This is a genomic window from Belnapia sp. AC561 (assembly GCF_979252845.1).
On the sequence record NZ_CEEDBP010000001.1, the window covers coordinates 126,675 to 141,652 of the forward strand.

The following is a 14,978-nucleotide window of genomic DNA, read 5'->3' on the forward strand; positions in this document are numbered from 1 at the left end:
TCCGGGTGAGTGGCTTCAGCGGGCGTGGGCGGCGAGGTCTTCCTCGGTGGCGTTGCCGATCGGCGGTTCCGTCTTTGCTGCCGGTGCGGCTGCGGCAGGTGCCTTGGCCGCAGCGGCCCCGGCCTCGATGGCATCCAGGCGCGAGCCCTGGGGCGTCGGCGCGGCGCCGAACCAGTCGTTGATCCCGGAGGCGCCATCCTTGATGCCCTGGTAGATGCCGCGCAGATCCGCGACGTCATCCGGGGTGGCGGCATCGAGCGGCTTGCCCAGGCGCTGCGACAGCATTGCCGCGGTGACGCCGAGGCGGACGAAGGCCTGGGTCATCTCCCGGATGCGATCGGCCAGCGGCCTGCCGCCGCCGCTCTTCAGCGTCTCCCGGCACTGCGCCACCGCCGCATCCACCAGGTCGGGAGGCAGCACCGCCAGGATGCGGGCCCGCAGCCGGCGCGAGGCCATGTTGGCGGTGACCTCGTAGATATCCCGCTCGTCCTTCAGCTTCTCGGCCCCGCCGCGCTTGTCCCGCAGGTGCGCAACGGTGAAGGTCTGCGTCGTCAGGGTGTTGGTCTGGAGGTCCCAGGCGAAGGCCTCCATCTCGCTCTCGCCCTGCTTCCGCGACAGCTCGCGCATGCCGAAGACGATGTTGCCCCAGCAGCGGGCCAGCTCTTCGGCCAGTCGGATGCTTGGCCCGGCCACCGCCTGCCCTCCACGGGGGAAGCTGTAGTTCGCCACCGCGGCCAGGCTCGGCCGGCGGCAGGATTCCATGGCCTGGGCGAAGGCCTGCTGCTCGTCCCGGGGGAAGCGCTTGGCGATCAGCAGCCGGCCTTGGGCCTCGGCGATCGCGCTCTCGCTGGCGACCGCCACGGCGCCGGCGGAGAGATGCTCCGGCGCGGCCTTGGCGAAGGGGTTGTTCTCCGCCCGGTAGGTCTGCGCCGGGCCGTCATCGAACTCGCTCATGTCCACTCTCTCACGCTGAGGCGGCGCGAATGGGCGCGGCCGGGGATGATCTCGCCGGGCTTCGCCGGGCGCGGCGGGCGGCCCTCGATGTCGGCAGCGGAAATCTGGAAGTCGGGCATCAGCCCCACGGCGTGGTGGCCCAGCAGCTCGAGGAGGCGGTTGCGCGCCTCGGCCTTCTCGGCCTGCGCCGCCTTTTCCGCCGCGGCGGCGCGGAGGTACTGGGCGCAGAGGACCGGGGCCTCGTTGTCGCCGGTGAGGTCGATCTCCTCGCGGTCGATCTCCGGCACCAGCTGCAGGATCGCCTGATAGGTCGCATCGGACCCGTCCAGCCGCGGCGGCTTGCCGTCCCGGATCGACTGCCAGAAGGCAGCCACCCGCTGGAGGATCTCGGCATGCAGCGTCGGTCGCGCCCCGTAGCGATAGACCTTCAGGTCGTTCCCGCCGACCAGCGCCGCGATGGCGCCCCAGGAGAAGCCGGAGGCGGCGAGCTGGGCCTGCAGCTGCAGCAGGATGTGGATCGGCGGCTCCCCGCCCCAGGACCGCTTGTGCACCAGCCAGTCGACGTTCTTGAGCTCCAGCACTCCGGGGCCCTGCACGTCACCATCCGCAGGCCCGGGCGCCGGGATGATCCGGTCGAGCGTGGCGCCCAGGCCGTCACGCGAGGCGTAGAGGGCAGGGGAGACATCCCAGCCCTCCTGGTCCGCTGCAAGCTGGGCGATGGCCACCTCGAGCGCCAGGCCGGCGCGGGTGCGGGGGTTGTCGACCTGGCGCCGCGGGATGCGGCCGGCCTTCTCTTGCCAGAGGGCATAGACCCCGGAGGCATAGGCGGGCTCGGCCGAGAACAGGGCGGAGACTTCACTGGCACCGACATGCTGGCCGCGGAGTGCGTGCCAGGCCTCGAGATCGGCGGGGATCGGCAGCAGCGCCATTACAGCAGCCACCCCGCCGCGACAGCGAGCCCAAAGCCGCCCGCCATCGCCGCCAGGCCGAGCAGTGCCCAGATCGGCAGGAGCTCGCGCTGATCGATCATGGCGTCACCCCCGGCCGGCCAGCGACGATGCCCTTGATCTTGAGCGGCCAGTCGAGCGCGCGAATGGCGTCGTCCCAAAGCTGGACGTCAGCGCGCTCGGCGGGGATCTGCGGATTGGGCGCGCGGCCCTTCTCCCCATAGATTCGCAGCAGATGCGCGTGGCTGATGGTGACCTTGCCGGCGCGGAAAAGCCGATCCAGCACCTTGACCACGTCATCCGGCTCGCAAGGCCGGATGCCCATGCTGCCGAAGCGCATGCCAGCACCGTCGCGGCGTGCCTCGAGCATCTGCCATGCCCAGAACCAGGCCGCGGCTGCCGTGCCGAAGGGCTTCGGCGGCGCGCCCTCGTTCTGCGGATGCGGGCCGGGGGTGAAGCCGGAGAAGGCGGCCGCGCTCACAGCGCCACCATCGCCTTCGCCCGGGCGCCCTGCATTGCAGCCACTGCGCGAAAGGCGACGGCCCGCTCCGCGTGGCCCGCCAGCAGCGCCTCGAAGGCCTGCGCCCGCGCCTCGGCCGCGTCGGCCAGGGCAAGCGCTCGGAAGTGCTGCGGATGATGAGAAGGCACCGTCTTCGACGCCGTTAGGTAGGCATCGCAGCGCCGGCGGAAGTGGTGCGCCCGCATGATTCGCCGGGTGATTACCTCGGTCGCGTGCGCCGGCATCCGCCGGAACTGGCTGATGTCGAAGGTCATGCCGCGAATTCCTTCAGCCGCAGCCGCATGGCCTCGCATTGGACCTCTAGACGGGTGGCGGTGAGCCCGCCCGGGTCGGCGCCGGGCAGCACGGCCTCGATGGCGCGGATGCGGGCGGCGGCGGTCAGCGTTGCGCGGAGGCGGGCCTCGAGCCGCTGGCGGGGCGTCGGCGGCGGGCCGAACAGCATGTGGCGGATGAGGTCGCCGGGGCCGGCGATGACGCGGAAGGGGGCGTCGAAGACGTCCTGCCGGGAGAGGCTGCCGGCCGGCGCGTAGAAGGCGGCGCTCTGTTCGGCGGTGAGCAGCGGGAAGGGGCGAGGCGTCACGCCGGCACCTGCAACAGCGAGGCGGAGAGCTTCTTGCCTTCCGCCGTCGGCGTCAGGATCACCCGTCGGCGGTCCCGCGCATCCGGCACCGACTGCACCAGGCCGATGTCAGCCAGCGCGCCGGTAGCGCGGGTGATGACGGGCTTCGGCAATTCCAGCGCGCCGGCATAGGCCATGGTGGAGAGCCCAGGCTCCGCGACCACGACATTGAGGATGGCGACCTGCCGGCACGTCATGTCGGGGCGGACACGGGCGGCGGCGAGGAACGGATCGGCGGGGCGTGGCATGTGGCCTCCACATCAGGTGTGGAAGCATTTTGCCTAATGGGCTAACTGGCCGTCAAACTAATTTTGCCTAACGGGCTATTTTTTCTCGGGTGGATTGGTCGCTTTCGCCATTGCTCTCCCAACGCCAAGCCAGCTCTCTGCATCCTCTGATGGGAGTTTTTTCAGGACCTCAGATGCCCGCCGGAGGCGATCAACGTGACTGCTCTCGGATGGATCGAACAGCAGCGCATCGGGCGTCGTCCCATAGACCTCCGCCAGTAGCTGCAGGATCTCCAAATTCACGGGCGTCTTTCCAACCTCCCATTTATGTACGGCTTGCGGCCCTACACCCAGGTTGTTGGCTACTTGTTCTAGGGTCAAATCACGATATAGGCGCCAAGTCCTAAGGGTGATAGGCGCTGCGCGGGGTGGCTTTTTGGCGGGCATCAATGGATGGTGCAACAATGTCAGTTATCCCACCATGAGTTGGCAGGCAATTTTTGCTTGACGGGCAAGTTGCCTGATGGGCAAGATTTTTGAATGACGCAGCTCGATACCTGGATGAAAGCCAATCAGCTGACCACGCGGGCTCTGGCCGAGCGGGCTGGGGTCAATCTTGTCACCGTCTACAGGTGGAGGGCCGGTGCGAAGAAGATTGCGCCCTCCCGAGCGCTTGAGATGGCCAAGACCATAGGGGTGCCAGTCCATGTCAGCCGGCCCGATTTGTTCGATCCGCCGGCCGCATCAGGCGTCCAAGCGCAGCCGCAGGTGGCTGCCTGATGTCACTCGACCTGCTTGGCGCCGGCGTGCAGCCCAAGTCGTTGTTCGATCCGGCTCAGCCGAGCGTTGATGTTGCTGGCGATCAGATCCGATCTGGCGATGTTCAAACGAATGGTCGACCGGACGTCCAACCAGATGAGGGCGCCCGCCCACACGCCCATGGCGATGGCGATCACGTGGCCATGGTCATAGTGCAACAGCCAAGCCAGCCCGCCGCTGGTCAACATCCCAGCCACGAACGCGCCGCTTCGGTTCACCTTCGTCGCCCCACCACTCGCAATGATGTCTCCACGTTGGCGTTGCCTGGTCTAGGCGGCAATGAGGCCGACGGCACTACGCATGTAACGATTTGCGGCGCCGGGTTCCAGCCCGGCGCCGCTCTCGTCCCTTCCATCGCAGTTGCTGGGCCCGTCTTCCATGCCCCCAACAATGGCGAGGAACCGTGCCGTGCGTTTGGCAGAGCGTGCCGAGAATTCGGCAATGAGTGACGTGATCGGCGACATGCGCAGCATCGCTGCCGCCGCGGCCGAGCCTTACCGAGCGCGCGGGATGAAGTTGGCTTGGCACGAGGCTGGCCGCGCCCTGGGCATTTCGGCCCGCAGGGTTCGTGCGCTCCTGAACGGCGAGCCCGTGCGCATCGGCGCCGCCGAATACCTCGCCGCGAAGGCCGCGCATCAGCGGCTGCTTCGTGAGCAGGAAGCCCGCCTCGACCATGAGCTGACGCTGCTTCGCGCCCGCTTGAGCAAGCTGGAGGGACCCCATGGATGAGGTGGATCGCAGGGAGGATGCAGGCCATGTGGCAGAAAATCGCAACCGCGGCAGTGCGCAAGGCGGAATGGTGGCAGGCGCTACGCGATCGCATGTAGCGGTCCAGGTCGCCGCGCGATGAGCTACCTCATCGGCGTCCTGCTCTACTTCGCGCTGGTGCTCGAGGTCGGCATCCGGCTCAGCGACTTCGCCGGCGAGCTGGAGGACATCGACGATGATCTTTGACTTCTGCCCCATGGCGCATGGGGCGCTGGTCACCCTCGTCGTCGTGGCGATCATCGCCATCGCCGCCTGCAGCTCACCCAGCCGCGGTGAGGGCGTCTCCGGGGACGATTGCTCATGAGTCTCACCCGGTGCATTCCCGTTCGCCGATGCCCGCGCTGCGACGGCGACTTCATCCCAGCATCGCGGAGCGCCAGGGTCTGCACGCCCTGCGACAACCCCGCCGCCGCGCGCCAGGCCGCCGCCGAGGCACGCAAGGCCAGGACCTCCCGCCGGCAGGCTGAGCCGGAGCTGCGGCCTTGAGCGCCACCCCCATCACCCGCGCGCTGCCGGGCGGCATCAGCCGCGGCCGCGGGCGATCACGGCCTGGGCCGGTCAATCCCAGCGGCGTTTCCTCCATCGACGGTGCCTCGCGCGATCCCGGCGTGATGGGCCAACTCGCCCCGGGGGCCCCCGCCTCCGGGGCGCCTTTTCTCCAACCCAGCGAGTGAACATGCCCGACCCCACACTCGACATCCCCAAGGGCGGAACCTCGCCCAACGACTTCGTCTCCACCCTCGCCGAGTTCGTCGCCGCGGAGACCAAGCGCACCAGCGCAGCCGGCTTCGCCCGTGCCATCCATGCCCGCTTCGAGAAGATGGGCGTCGACAAGAAGGGCTTCGCCCTCTTCTGGAAGCTCCGGAACATGGAGCCCGAGGAGGCCGAGCTGCTGCTCTCCTCCGCCCTCCGCTACTGCCGCTGGGCGCAGCTGCCAATCGGCGCGCAGGCCTCGCTCTTCGTCGGCAGCGACGATGCCGGCTCCCCCTCGGACAAGGCGGTCGGCGATCTCGACATGGCCGCGATCTACGAACAGGGGCATGCCGCCGGCCTGGCCGGGCGCAATTCCACCGACCACAGCTTCATGCCCGGCACGCCCAACCACGAGCAGTTCTTCAAGGGCTGGCAGGATGGGCAGGCAGCGCTGGCGCAGCGGCTGTTCACCGACCTGCCGGAGGACGGTACCCCGCTGAAGCCGGAGAAGAAGGGCAGAAAGCCGGGCAAGGGGAAGGCGGGCATCGAGCGCCGCGCCGCGCCGAAGCCCGGCAGCCGTAGCCGCGGCCGGCCGCGGGGATCGAGCGCCGCCTCGCATCGGGCGATGGACTGAATCCATGGCCGTGCGCATCGTCCTGGCCCTGGATCTGGCCCGCCGCACCGGCTGGGCTGTCGGCCCCGTAGGCGCCCGCCCGCGGGCTGGGGCGGTGCAGCTGGAGGGCGCCTGCCATGGCGCCGTCTATATGGCGCTGATCAGCTGGCTGGACGACGCGCTTGCCGTGCATGGCTTCAGCGAGATCATCTGCGAGGCGCCCCTGGTCTCCGGCGACTTCTCCTCGCAGAACGCCGCCGAGATGGCGCTGGGCCTGGCCGCGCATGTGGCGAGTTGGTGCTTCGACAACGGCGTCTCCTACGCCCGGGTCCACGTCCAGACCGCCCGCAAGGACGTGCTGGGCCGCGGCACCTTCCCGAAGGGCATGAGCAAGGCGGCGGTGCTGGCGTGGGCCCGCGAGCAGGGCTTCACGCCGGCCACAGACGACGCCGCCGATGCCCTCGTCTGCTGGGCCTACCATACCGGATGGCACCGCCAGCCGGCGCTGCTGAGCGGCGCCAAGGTCAGCGCCTGATGCTCGACCTGCTCACCCCGCTGGAGCCACCGCCGGCGCCCACCGGCCCCGCGCCAGGCGCCACGCGTGGCATCGATCCCGCGGCGCTGCTGGCGGCGCTGGGATCAGCCGAGGTGTGGGCCGGCGAGGCTCGAGGCTGGTGCGCAATCGGGGCGCAGGTCAGCGCCGACGCCCCAGCCATCATCCTGCAGTGCCAGGGGCGCCTGGTGGTGTCGCTGGTCTTCGAGGTGCGGACATGACCGTCGCCGATCGCATGCGGGCCAATGCTGCGATGCTCCAGATGCTGCAAGGCATGGGCCGCGGCGTGCCGGTGAAGCTGCTGCCAAGCCTCATTGCCGATTTGCTGCGCGATGCAGCCGAGGTCGCGGCCATGACCGAAGCCGAGATCTTCATGGCGGGGCAGATGCCCTCGAGGAACGCCGCATGACCGAGCTCCCGGAGCCGCTGACGCCGGCCGACTGTGACCTGCGGGACTTCGGCTTCATGCCGCTGGACTGCGCCCGACTGCTCGACAGCAGCCTCTTCGCCCGCAGCACCGGCGAGGAATTCAAGGCGGCGGTGGCGCTCTGGTGCAAGGCATGGGGGCAGGTTCCCGCCGCCAGCCTGCCCGATGATGCCCGTGACCTCGCCTACCTCAGTGGCGCCGGGCCGCGCTGGAGCAAGGTCAAGGCCATGGCGATGCATGGCTGGGTGAAGTGCTCGGACGGGCGCCTCTATCACCCCGTAGTGGCTGAGAAGGCCATGGAGGCCTGGGAGAAGAAGCTCCTGCAGCGGGCTCGCGGAAGGAAGGGGAATGAGGTCCGTTGGGGATCGCGGAAGGATGCGGAAAACGTCGCAGAAGGATCGCCGGAGGATCGCCAGGGGATCGCGGAAGGATCGCCAGAGGAATCCCTAAAGGATCGCAAGGGACAGGGACAGGGACAGGGAGAAGAAAGAAACCCCCTAACCCCCGACGCTGGCGCGCCGGGGGAACAGGCCGGATCTCCGATCGGGAGGAAGGCAAGGCCGCCGGGATGGGCCGGGCAGCACGCCGGGCTCCGCGCCACCGGGACCAATCCGCGGGCTGTGGCCGAAGCCGCTAGGCCGCCGCCGGCCGCCGCGCCACCGCTGCCCGAGCCAACCTCGCCGCTGTGGCCGACGTTCCGGGCCCGCGGCATGTCGCTCCTCGATTTCCGAACCTGGATCGAGCCGCTGGAGGTCGGCGAGGTGCACGATGGCCGCGCCACGGTCCAGGCGCCGAAGCGCTTCCACGCCGACCACGTCCGACGGGAGTGGGGGCCAGCGCTGGAGGCGGCGGTTGGGGCGCGGGTGGACCTGGTGGCGGTGGGAGCTGCGGCGTGAGCGAGGCATTCCCGCTCGATGCCCAGTTCCGCGCCGAGCAGGCAGCGCGGCGTGCGGCGATCGGCGACACGCGGGACTGGATCGAGGCGGCGGCCCGGTTGAAGGCGGCCGGCTTCGACGACGGGGTCATCCAGCGCGCTGAGGCGGAAGCCGCCGCGAGGAAGCCAGCATGAGGGGCCACTTCGGGAATGATTGACACCGGATTCGGCGATCGCTATGGCTCGAATCGTCCTCCCGGCGCCCTCTTCGGCGACCAGGACTGCGGACGCATGGTGGACCAGGAGTGGCACGTCATCGCCACCGAGTACCAGGCTGAGCGCCTGGCGGCCGCCTCCGTTCGCAGCCTCGACTTCCAGGCATTCCTGCCCCTCATTCGCATCAGGCTGCCGGCCACGGGCAAGCGCCCGAGCCGCACCGAGACGCGCGCCGCCTTCCCAGGCTACTTGTTCGTGCTGTGGCAGCCGAGTGACCGCTGGCAGCGCATCAAGGGCGAGCCGGGGGTAGCCCGCATCATCTCGGCCATCGGCAACAGCGAAGCGCCTGCCGTTGTTTCGGTCGGGTTCATGATGCTCCTGCTCAGCCGGGCCAGCCAGGAAGGCGTGATCGAGGATCTATCGGTTCCCGACCTGCTGCCGCCGCTGGATCCCAGCACCTGGGTGCGCATCACGGGCGGGCCCTTCGCCGGGCGTCGTGCTTTTTGCGAGTGGAGCACCGACGAGCGGGTGGGGCTGCTGTTCGAAGTGCTCGGCGGGCCGCGGCGTGCGGAGATGCGCCGAGACCAAGTTGAGCCTACTCCCTGACCGCGGCAGTGAATTCGAACTACGTGCTGGCAACCCTGGAAGCAGTTCTCCGGAACTGGATAGCTTCAGTCTTCTGATTTCGCCGTCATTGCCCGCGCCATCGCACAAATCGCTTCGATCTGCCTGATATCCTGAATGAGTTCGACGTTACGCATCATCTCGAGCATCATTCGCTGATTCTTTGGTGCCGTAACTGCAAGGCTTGAGCTTTCGTAGCCCTCAAAAAACCAAGCTGGGTCAGTGTTCATGGCTTGTGCAGCGACAACTAAGCGACCGACCGCTATTCGATTTTGACCACGTTCGTATTTGTGAGCCTGTTGGTAGCTGATGCCCAATTTGGCTGCGAGTTCAGACTGGCTCATTCCCACCATCAGCCGGCGCTCTCTTATTCGCCGACCAACATACTGATCGACCTTGTCGGCCTTTTTGAAGCCCGAAGTCTGGGCGGGATCATGAAGATCGTCTGCCCCTGGCTCAGCGCCTGAACTCACATCAAGGTTCGTCTTCACGATCATTCTCTGCAGAATATGTCTACCTTGAGTACTAAACGTCCGAATGAATGGGGATGACTTGTTCGGTAAATTTCATAGACGCACGCGGAAGTTAATCACTCACTATGGAGTTATTGTTTGCCGATCAACGTCGCGTTGCCGTGGCTGTGACTGAGTTGATAGGCTAATCCGGATGACGTGGGTCCTGCTGATGATGTCGGAGTGGTAGTCCCGATCAACTGGAAATCGCCCTAAGGTCTGTAAGGTGTCGCTGCCAACGCTCGCGCTAACTTAGATATTGCGTCTTGGTGCTGTGGATCGGTGATAAGATTGAAGTTGCTTATAAGCTCCAAGAGCATTTTCTTTTGCTTTGGGGCCGCAGTATCAATCAAATATGTTTGGTATTCTGCAAAAAACCAAGCTGGAGCAACGTCTAGAACGTTTGCTATGACCGAAAGACGTCCTGCCGAAATACGGTTCATCCCGGTTTCATATTTGTGGCCCTGTTGGTGAGATACGCCGACCTTCTCAGCGAGATCGGACTGGCTCAAGCCCAACATCATCCGACGCTCTTTGACGCGTCGACCAACATAATGATCAACCTCATCTGCTTTCCTGCTCGATAAGTCTCGAGCGGGAACGTCGCCATTGTCTGGGAGGCTGGTCAGGTCTTTCGCAGGCAGTTTGATCATGGTTCCTACTTCAAATTGAATGCTGCTCTGAATGTCGTCTCGAAAAATGACTTCGGCGAACCCTTGGCTGGCCTGGTCAGGGGCGGGTCGACCTTCTGCTCCAAATGCTGGCGGGTTCATGCGATCCGAGATGTAACAGGATCAGGTGGAGCCGACGCAATGACCTTCAACCCGCCCCGCACGCCTCGTCTGCGCCAGCTCATCTCACCCCTCGCTGTGCTCGACACCAGCAGCGCCCCTCGGCCGAGCCTCATGGTCGGCAGCGCCGGCGCTGGTACCGGCTTCACCGGCCGGCAGGGCAGCGCCGCATCCCGGGGCTATGACGCCGACTGGCGCCGTGTTCGGCTGCAGGTCCTCGAGGCTGAGCCTCTCTGCCGCAGCTGCACCGAGCAGGGCAGGGTGACCCAAGCGGTCGAGGTCCACCACCTTGAGGGGTTCACCAGCCTGGCTGATCCCCGCCGCCTAGCCCTCAGCAACTTGGCGCCCATCTGCCGGCCCTGCCACGCCCAGGCGTCGCAGCGGCAGGCCAGCGGGCAGGGGTAGGCGCCACCGCGGCCCCGGTCGCGGATCGGGGAGGGGGGGGTCGAAAGTCTGGCCCTCGACGCCGCCGGGACCGCGCCCCCGGCACGCAAAGATAATTTTCGCCGGACCGGATTTTCGGCCCTCCGGCCTGCTCTGGAATCCTCATGCCAGCGAAACACGGCCGCCCGGAGATTGTCCCGACCGACGAGCAGCGGTTGCAGGTCGAGGAGCTGGCCGCCTGCGGGATGAAGCACATCGGGATCGCCGCGGTCATCGGCTGCAGCGAGCCGGCCCTGCGGAAGCACTTCGCGGCCGAGCTGGCTGACGGCCCGGCCCGGCGCCGTGCCGAGATCCTGCAACTGCTCTACACCGCGGCCCGGAAGGGGAATGTCTCGGCCGGCAAGCACCTCGAGCTGATGACCCATCGGGTCGCCGCCGAGAATGCCTTCAGCGGCGGCGAGACCCAGCCCGAAGCCAAGCCGGAGAAGCTCGGAAAGAAGCAGCAGGCACAGCGGGCGGCGGAACTTGCGGGCCAGGGCTCCGAATGGGGCAGCGATCTCGCCTTCCGCGGTCGCGCGCCCAACTGATGGTCGCCTGTCCCGACTGGCAGGACCGGATCATGGCGGGCCGCTCGCTGGTCCCCGACCTGTCATGGATGAGGTCGCCGGAAGCCGAGAAGGCGGTCCGGATCTTCAACCGCCTCCGGCTGCCGGACGTGATCGGCACGCCGGCGCTGGCGGATGCGACCGGCGACTGGTTCCGGGACATCGTCCGGGGCCTGTTCGGGGCGCTGGATCCGCAGACCGGCCGGCGGGCGATCAGCGAGGCCTTCCTGCTGATCCCCAAGAAGAATGGGAAGTCGACCAACGCCGCCGGCGTGATCCTGACCGCGGCGATCATGAACCAGCGGCCCGAGGCCGAACTGCTGCTGATCGCCCCGACGAAAGAGATTGCGGATATCTCCTTCCGCTCGGCGACCGGGATGATCGCCCTCGACCCGGACCTGAAGGCTCTCTTCAAGATCAGCCGGCATATCCGGACGATCGAGCATCGCCAGAGCGGCGCGATGATCCAGATCAAGGCGGCCGACACCGACGCGATTACCGGGGTCAAGGCGGCCTACATCCTGATCGACGAAACCCACGTCTTCGCCGCCAAGCCGCGGGCCCGAGAAGTCTTCGTCGAGCTCCGCGGTGCGCTTGCGTCCCGGCCAGAGGGGTTCCTGCTGCAGATCTCAACCCAGTCGAAGACCGTCCCGGCCGGAGTCTTCCGGGCTGAGCTGAACACCGCCCGCCGGGTCCGCGATGGCAAGCAGGCTCTGCCGTTGCTGCCGGTCCTCTATGAGCTGCCGCCGGCGCTGGCGCAGGACAATGGCTGGAAGACCCCGGCGCACATGGCCCGGGTCAATCCGAACCTTGGGAAGTCGGTCGATCTGGCCTTCCTCGACCGCGAACTGGCAAAGGCGGAGCAGGACGGGACCGAGGCGCTGCTCCTCTTCGCCTCGCAGCATGCGAACGTCGAGATCGGGCTCGGGCTGTCCGGCGATGGCTGGGTCGGCGCCGAGCATTGGCTGAAGGCCAGGGCGATCGGGGTCGACCTCGAGGCTATCCTCGAGCGGTCAGATGCGGTGGTCGTCGGGATCGATGGCGGTGGGCTGGACGATCTCCTCGGCCTGGCGGTTATCGGCCGGGACCGGCTGACCCGGCAGTGGCTGGTATGGGGCCGGGCCTGGGCGCATCCCTCGGTCCTCGAGCGGCGCAAGGAGATCGCCTCCCGGCTGCGGGACTTCGCCGACCAGGGCGACCTGGTGCTGGTCGAGGATGGTGTCGACGACGCGGCCGAGGTCGCCGACATCGTCGACCGGATCAAGGCGGCGGGCCTGCTGCCGGAGAAGAACGGGGTCGGGGTCGACCAGGCGGGAATTTCGGCGATCGTCGACGCCCTAGCGCAGAAAGAGATCGAGCCCGGGACCGTGATCGCCATCCCGCAGGGCTGGCGGCTGAATGGGGCGATCAAGACGGTCGAGCGGCGGCTGGCGGACCGGACCATGGTCCATGGCGGGCAACCGCTGATGGACTGGGTCCTCGGCAATGCCAAGGCGGAGCAGAAGGGCAACGCGATCGCCATCACCAAGGCGACCGCCGGATCGGCGAAGATCGACCCGTTGATCGCGCTGTTCAATGCGGCGGCCCTGATGGCGATGAACCCGGAAAGCCAGGGCCCCTCGGTCTACGAAAGCCGCGGCCTGTTGCTGCTGTCCTGAAGCGAGGGGCCTATGGCGTTTCTAGCGGCTGTCCGCGAGCTATTCCGCGGATCCGACGACCTGCAGGCCTCGGCCTCGCCGCCCATGGCGGACGCCCAAGGCATGTGGGGCATGTCGTTGCTCGACCCCGCGCTGGCGGACTACCTGAAGGGCGGAAAGACCGCCTCCGGGGCTACGGTCGGCCGCGATACCGCGCTCCGGAACATGGCGGTCTGGCGCTGCATCGACGTCCTGACCTCCTCGATCGGCATGCTGCCGCTCTACCTGCGGCGAGGCGCCAAGGGGAAGGTCGAGGATGCGACCAGCCATCCGCTGTGGGACGTCCTGACCGACAGCCCGAACAGCTGGCAATCGCCCTTCGACTTCAAGGCCTACATGCAGTCGCGGCTGCTGATCGACGGCAACGCCTATGCGCTTGTCATCCGCTCCGCCGGCCGGATCCTGGCGCTGATCCCGCTGGACCCCAGCCGCGTGACCTGGCGGCAGAACCTCGATTGGACGATCACCTATACCTACAACCGCGAGCGCGGCGGGCCGGTCGACTACAACCAGGCCGAGATCCTGCATCTCCGCGGGCTGACGAAGGACGGGGTCGACGGGATCTCGCGGCTGGGCGTGGCGCAGGAGGCGATCGGCATCGCTCTGCAGGCCGAGCGCGCCGCCGCCCGCCTCTTCGCCAACGGCGTCCTCGCCGGCGGCGTGCTGTCGCACCCGAAGACCCTCAGCGACGGGGCGGTTCAGCGGCTGAGGGAAAGCCTCCGGGCCAAGTCCGGCGCCGACAATGCCGCGGAGTGGCTGGTCGCCGAGGAAGGCCTCGATATGAAGGCCCTGCCGAGCACGTCGCGGGATAGCCAGCACGTCGAGCAGCGGACGATGCAGATCGAGGAGGTCGCCCGGGCCTTCGGCGTCCCCCGGCCGCTGCTGATGATGGACGACACCAGCTGGGGGACCGGGATCGAGCAGCTGGCGATCCTCTTCGTCCGGTTCGGCCTCGCCCCCTGGTTCCGCATTTGGGAGGAGGGCATCGGCCGGGTCTGCCTCACCCGCGAGGAGCGCAGGCAGGGCTACCGCGCCGACTTCGACGAGCAGGAGCTGCTGCGCGGCACCCTGAAAGACCAGGCCGAATTCTTCGCCAAGGCGCTCGGCGCCGGCGGCGCGCGGGGCTGGATGACGCAGAACGAGGTCCGCGACGTCACCGGCCAGGGCCGGAGCACCGACCCGGACGCCGACAAGCTGACCAATCCGATGACCCAGCCGGCCACCCCGGCGAAAGCAGGAGCCCCCGGCAATGCAGCAGCGTAATCGGCCGACGGTCTATGCGAAGGGCAAGCCGGGCAAGATCGACGCCCGCCGCCCCGGCGACGTCGCCACGCCCTCCCGGCCGGCCGCTTTCGAGAAGTGGAATGCCGGGATCAAGGCAGCCGGCGAGGTCGGCGACAACGTCATCACCATGTACGACGTCATCGGCGAGGACTTCTGGACCGGCGGCGGGGTCACCGCGAAGCGGGTCGCCGCGGCGCTGCGATCGATCGGCGCCCGGGACGTCGAGGTCCATCTGAACAGCCCCGGCGGGGACATGTTCGAAGGGATCTCGATCTACAACATCCTGCGCGAGCACCCGGGCAAGGTGACGGTCAAGATCCTCGGCCTGGCCGCTTCCGCCGCCTCGATCATCGCCATGGCTGGCGACGAGATCCAGATCGGCGCCGCCTCCTTCCTGATGATCCACAATTGCTGGGTCATGGCGGTCGGCAATCGGCACGACATGCTCGAGACCGCCGCCTGGCTGGAGCCCTTCGACGCAGCGATGGCTGACGTCTACGCCACCCGCACCGGGCAGGACGTCAAGGCGGTGGTTGGCTGGATGGAAGCCGCGCGCGGCGACGGGACCTATTTCGGCGGCAGCCAGGCGGTCGAGCTTGGCTTCGCCGATGCCCTCCTCGCCTCCGATGCCATCGCCGAGGATCCGGCCGCCCGCGAGCAGGGCAAGGTCCGGTCGGCGTTGAATGTCGCGGAGCTAGCACTCTGCAAGGAACACCCGCGGACCGAAGCCCGGGCGATCCTCTCTCAGATCAAGGGCAAGCCGGACGCTGCCCGCGATGCCAAGCCGGACGCTGGCACTCCCCCGTGGATCGGCGCTGCCGTCGATCTCCTCGCTTCCTTCAAGTCATAGG

Annotated in this window: 26 protein-coding genes; 16 read left to right on the forward strand and 10 right to left on the reverse strand. The window is 67.7% G+C overall.

Annotated elements, in window-relative coordinates; translation table 11 throughout:
* Positions 1 to 15: 15 nt before the first annotated feature.
* From AC0IW9_RS00625 to AC0IW9_RS00655, 7 genes are all read right to left on the reverse strand, one after another.
* Positions 16 to 954 (reverse strand): hypothetical protein, encoded by a 939-nt coding sequence (locus tag AC0IW9_RS00625; protein ID WP_471646263.1) that lies wholly within the window; start codon positions 952 to 954, stop codon positions 16 to 18.
* The gene (locus AC0IW9_RS00630; protein WP_471646264.1) at positions 951 to 1,883 is read right to left on the reverse strand and encodes a YqaJ viral recombinase family protein; all 933 of its coding nucleotides are present in this window, start codon (positions 1,881 to 1,883) and stop codon (positions 951 to 953) included. The genes AC0IW9_RS00625 and AC0IW9_RS00630 overlap by 4 nt, the downstream gene beginning before the upstream one ends.
* A 97-nt stretch (positions 1,884 to 1,980) precedes the next feature.
* Positions 1,981 to 2,382: a hypothetical protein gene (locus tag AC0IW9_RS00635; RefSeq protein WP_471646265.1), complete on the reverse strand. Its 402-nt coding sequence runs from the start codon at positions 2,380 to 2,382 to the stop codon at positions 1,981 to 1,983.
* Positions 2,379 to 2,675: a hypothetical protein gene (locus tag AC0IW9_RS00640; protein ID WP_471646266.1), complete on the reverse strand. Its 297-nt coding sequence runs from the start codon at positions 2,673 to 2,675 to the stop codon at positions 2,379 to 2,381. The genes AC0IW9_RS00635 and AC0IW9_RS00640 overlap by 4 nt, the downstream gene beginning before the upstream one ends.
* A complete protein-coding gene (locus tag AC0IW9_RS00645; protein ID WP_471646267.1) occupies positions 2,672 to 3,001 on the reverse strand; it encodes a hypothetical protein in 330 nt (109 codons plus the stop codon). Before AC0IW9_RS00645 ends, AC0IW9_RS00640 begins: the two co-directional genes overlap by 4 nt.
* Entirely contained in the window at positions 2,998 to 3,288 is a 291-nt protein-coding gene (locus tag AC0IW9_RS00650) for a winged helix DNA-binding protein (RefSeq protein ID WP_471646268.1), read from the reverse strand. Before AC0IW9_RS00650 ends, AC0IW9_RS00645 begins: the two co-directional genes overlap by 4 nt.
* A 75-nt stretch (positions 3,289 to 3,363) precedes the next feature.
* Positions 3,364 to 3,714: a helix-turn-helix domain-containing protein gene (locus AC0IW9_RS00655; protein ID WP_471646465.1), complete on the reverse strand. Its 351-nt coding sequence runs from the start codon at positions 3,712 to 3,714 to the stop codon at positions 3,364 to 3,366.
* 93 nt (positions 3,715 to 3,807) lie between these two features.
* Between AC0IW9_RS00655 and AC0IW9_RS00660 the strand changes: the two genes are divergently transcribed.
* Positions 3,808 to 4,047, forward strand: coding sequence for a helix-turn-helix domain-containing protein (locus AC0IW9_RS00660; RefSeq protein ID WP_471646269.1), 240 nt, complete (start codon positions 3,808 to 3,810; stop codon positions 4,045 to 4,047).
* A gap of 2 nt (positions 4,048 to 4,049) precedes the next feature.
* On the opposite strand, the gene AC0IW9_RS00665 is transcribed toward AC0IW9_RS00660, so the two are convergent.
* Positions 4,050 to 4,304: a hypothetical protein gene (locus AC0IW9_RS00665; protein ID WP_471646270.1), complete on the reverse strand. Its 255-nt coding sequence runs from the start codon at positions 4,302 to 4,304 to the stop codon at positions 4,050 to 4,052.
* Between the two features lie 223 nt (positions 4,305 to 4,527).
* On the opposite strand from AC0IW9_RS00665, the gene AC0IW9_RS00670 reads away from it, so the two are divergent.
* The 10 genes from AC0IW9_RS00670 to nusG all read left to right on the forward strand — a co-directional run bounded on the left by AC0IW9_RS00670 (position 4,528) and on the right by nusG (position 8,836).
* On the forward strand, positions 4,528 to 4,815 hold the full coding sequence (locus AC0IW9_RS00670) for a hypothetical protein (protein WP_471646271.1): 288 nt from the start codon (positions 4,528 to 4,530) through the stop codon (positions 4,813 to 4,815).
* Positions 4,816 to 5,029: 214 nt separating this feature from the next.
* Positions 5,030 to 5,158 (forward strand): hypothetical protein, encoded by a 129-nt coding sequence (locus tag AC0IW9_RS00675; RefSeq protein WP_471646272.1) that lies wholly within the window; start codon positions 5,030 to 5,032, stop codon positions 5,156 to 5,158.
* 178 nt (positions 5,159 to 5,336) lie between these two features.
* A complete protein-coding gene (locus AC0IW9_RS00680; RefSeq protein ID WP_471646273.1) occupies positions 5,337 to 5,528 on the forward strand; it encodes a hypothetical protein in 192 nt (63 codons plus the stop codon).
* Between the two features lie 2 nt (positions 5,529 to 5,530).
* Complete coding sequence (locus tag AC0IW9_RS00685; RefSeq protein ID WP_471646274.1) at positions 5,531 to 6,181, forward strand: hypothetical protein; 651 nt, start codon at positions 5,531 to 5,533, stop codon at positions 6,179 to 6,181.
* 4 nt (positions 6,182 to 6,185) lie between these two features.
* Positions 6,186 to 6,695: a hypothetical protein gene (locus tag AC0IW9_RS00690; RefSeq protein ID WP_471646275.1), complete on the forward strand. Its 510-nt coding sequence runs from the start codon at positions 6,186 to 6,188 to the stop codon at positions 6,693 to 6,695.
* A complete protein-coding gene (locus tag AC0IW9_RS00695) occupies positions 6,695 to 6,934 on the forward strand; it encodes a hypothetical protein (RefSeq protein ID WP_471646276.1) in 240 nt (79 codons plus the stop codon). The genes AC0IW9_RS00690 and AC0IW9_RS00695 overlap by 1 nt, the downstream gene beginning before the upstream one ends.
* Positions 6,931 to 7,122, forward strand: a complete 192-nt coding sequence (locus AC0IW9_RS00700; RefSeq protein ID WP_471646277.1) for a hypothetical protein — start codon at positions 6,931 to 6,933, stop codon at positions 7,120 to 7,122. Before AC0IW9_RS00695 ends, AC0IW9_RS00700 begins: the two co-directional genes overlap by 4 nt.
* A complete protein-coding gene (locus AC0IW9_RS00705; protein WP_471646278.1) occupies positions 7,119 to 8,036 on the forward strand; it encodes a DUF1376 domain-containing protein in 918 nt (305 codons plus the stop codon). The genes AC0IW9_RS00700 and AC0IW9_RS00705 overlap by 4 nt, the downstream gene beginning before the upstream one ends.
* A complete protein-coding gene (locus tag AC0IW9_RS00710) occupies positions 8,033 to 8,209 on the forward strand; it encodes a hypothetical protein (protein ID WP_471646279.1) in 177 nt (58 codons plus the stop codon). Before AC0IW9_RS00705 ends, AC0IW9_RS00710 begins: the two co-directional genes overlap by 4 nt.
* A 15-nt stretch (positions 8,210 to 8,224) precedes the next feature.
* On the forward strand, positions 8,225 to 8,836 hold the full coding sequence (gene nusG / locus AC0IW9_RS00715) for a transcription termination/antitermination protein NusG (protein ID WP_471646280.1): 612 nt from the start codon (positions 8,225 to 8,227) through the stop codon (positions 8,834 to 8,836).
* Positions 8,837 to 8,901: 65 nt separating this feature from the next.
* On the opposite strand, the gene AC0IW9_RS00720 is transcribed toward nusG, so the two are convergent.
* Positions 8,902 to 9,345: a helix-turn-helix domain-containing protein gene (locus AC0IW9_RS00720; RefSeq protein ID WP_471646281.1), complete on the reverse strand. Its 444-nt coding sequence runs from the start codon at positions 9,343 to 9,345 to the stop codon at positions 8,902 to 8,904.
* Between the two features lie 233 nt (positions 9,346 to 9,578).
* The gene (locus AC0IW9_RS00725; RefSeq protein ID WP_471646282.1) at positions 9,579 to 10,139 is read right to left on the reverse strand and encodes a helix-turn-helix domain-containing protein; all 561 of its coding nucleotides are present in this window, start codon (positions 10,137 to 10,139) and stop codon (positions 9,579 to 9,581) included.
* 39 nt (positions 10,140 to 10,178) lie between these two features.
* On the opposite strand from AC0IW9_RS00725, the gene AC0IW9_RS00730 reads away from it, so the two are divergent.
* The 5 genes from AC0IW9_RS00730 to AC0IW9_RS00750 all read left to right on the forward strand — a co-directional run bounded on the left by AC0IW9_RS00730 (position 10,179) and on the right by AC0IW9_RS00750 (position 14,977).
* A complete protein-coding gene (locus AC0IW9_RS00730) occupies positions 10,179 to 10,562 on the forward strand; it encodes an HNH endonuclease signature motif containing protein (RefSeq protein WP_471646283.1) in 384 nt (127 codons plus the stop codon).
* A 143-nt stretch (positions 10,563 to 10,705) separates the two neighbouring features.
* The gene (locus AC0IW9_RS00735; RefSeq protein ID WP_471646284.1) at positions 10,706 to 11,128 is read left to right on the forward strand and encodes a hypothetical protein; all 423 of its coding nucleotides are present in this window, start codon (positions 10,706 to 10,708) and stop codon (positions 11,126 to 11,128) included.
* Between the two features lie 32 nt (positions 11,129 to 11,160).
* Positions 11,161 to 12,804, forward strand: a complete 1,644-nt coding sequence (locus AC0IW9_RS00740; RefSeq protein ID WP_471646285.1) for a terminase large subunit — start codon at positions 11,161 to 11,163, stop codon at positions 12,802 to 12,804.
* Positions 12,805 to 12,888: 84 nt separating this feature from the next.
* On the forward strand, positions 12,889 to 14,106 hold the full coding sequence (locus AC0IW9_RS00745) for a phage portal protein (protein ID WP_471646286.1): 1,218 nt from the start codon (positions 12,889 to 12,891) through the stop codon (positions 14,104 to 14,106).
* On the forward strand, positions 14,093 to 14,977 hold the full coding sequence (locus AC0IW9_RS00750; protein ID WP_471646287.1) for a head maturation protease, ClpP-related: 885 nt from the start codon (positions 14,093 to 14,095) through the stop codon (positions 14,975 to 14,977). The genes AC0IW9_RS00745 and AC0IW9_RS00750 overlap by 14 nt, the downstream gene beginning before the upstream one ends.
* The last annotated feature ends 1 nt before the right edge of the window (position 14,978 follow it).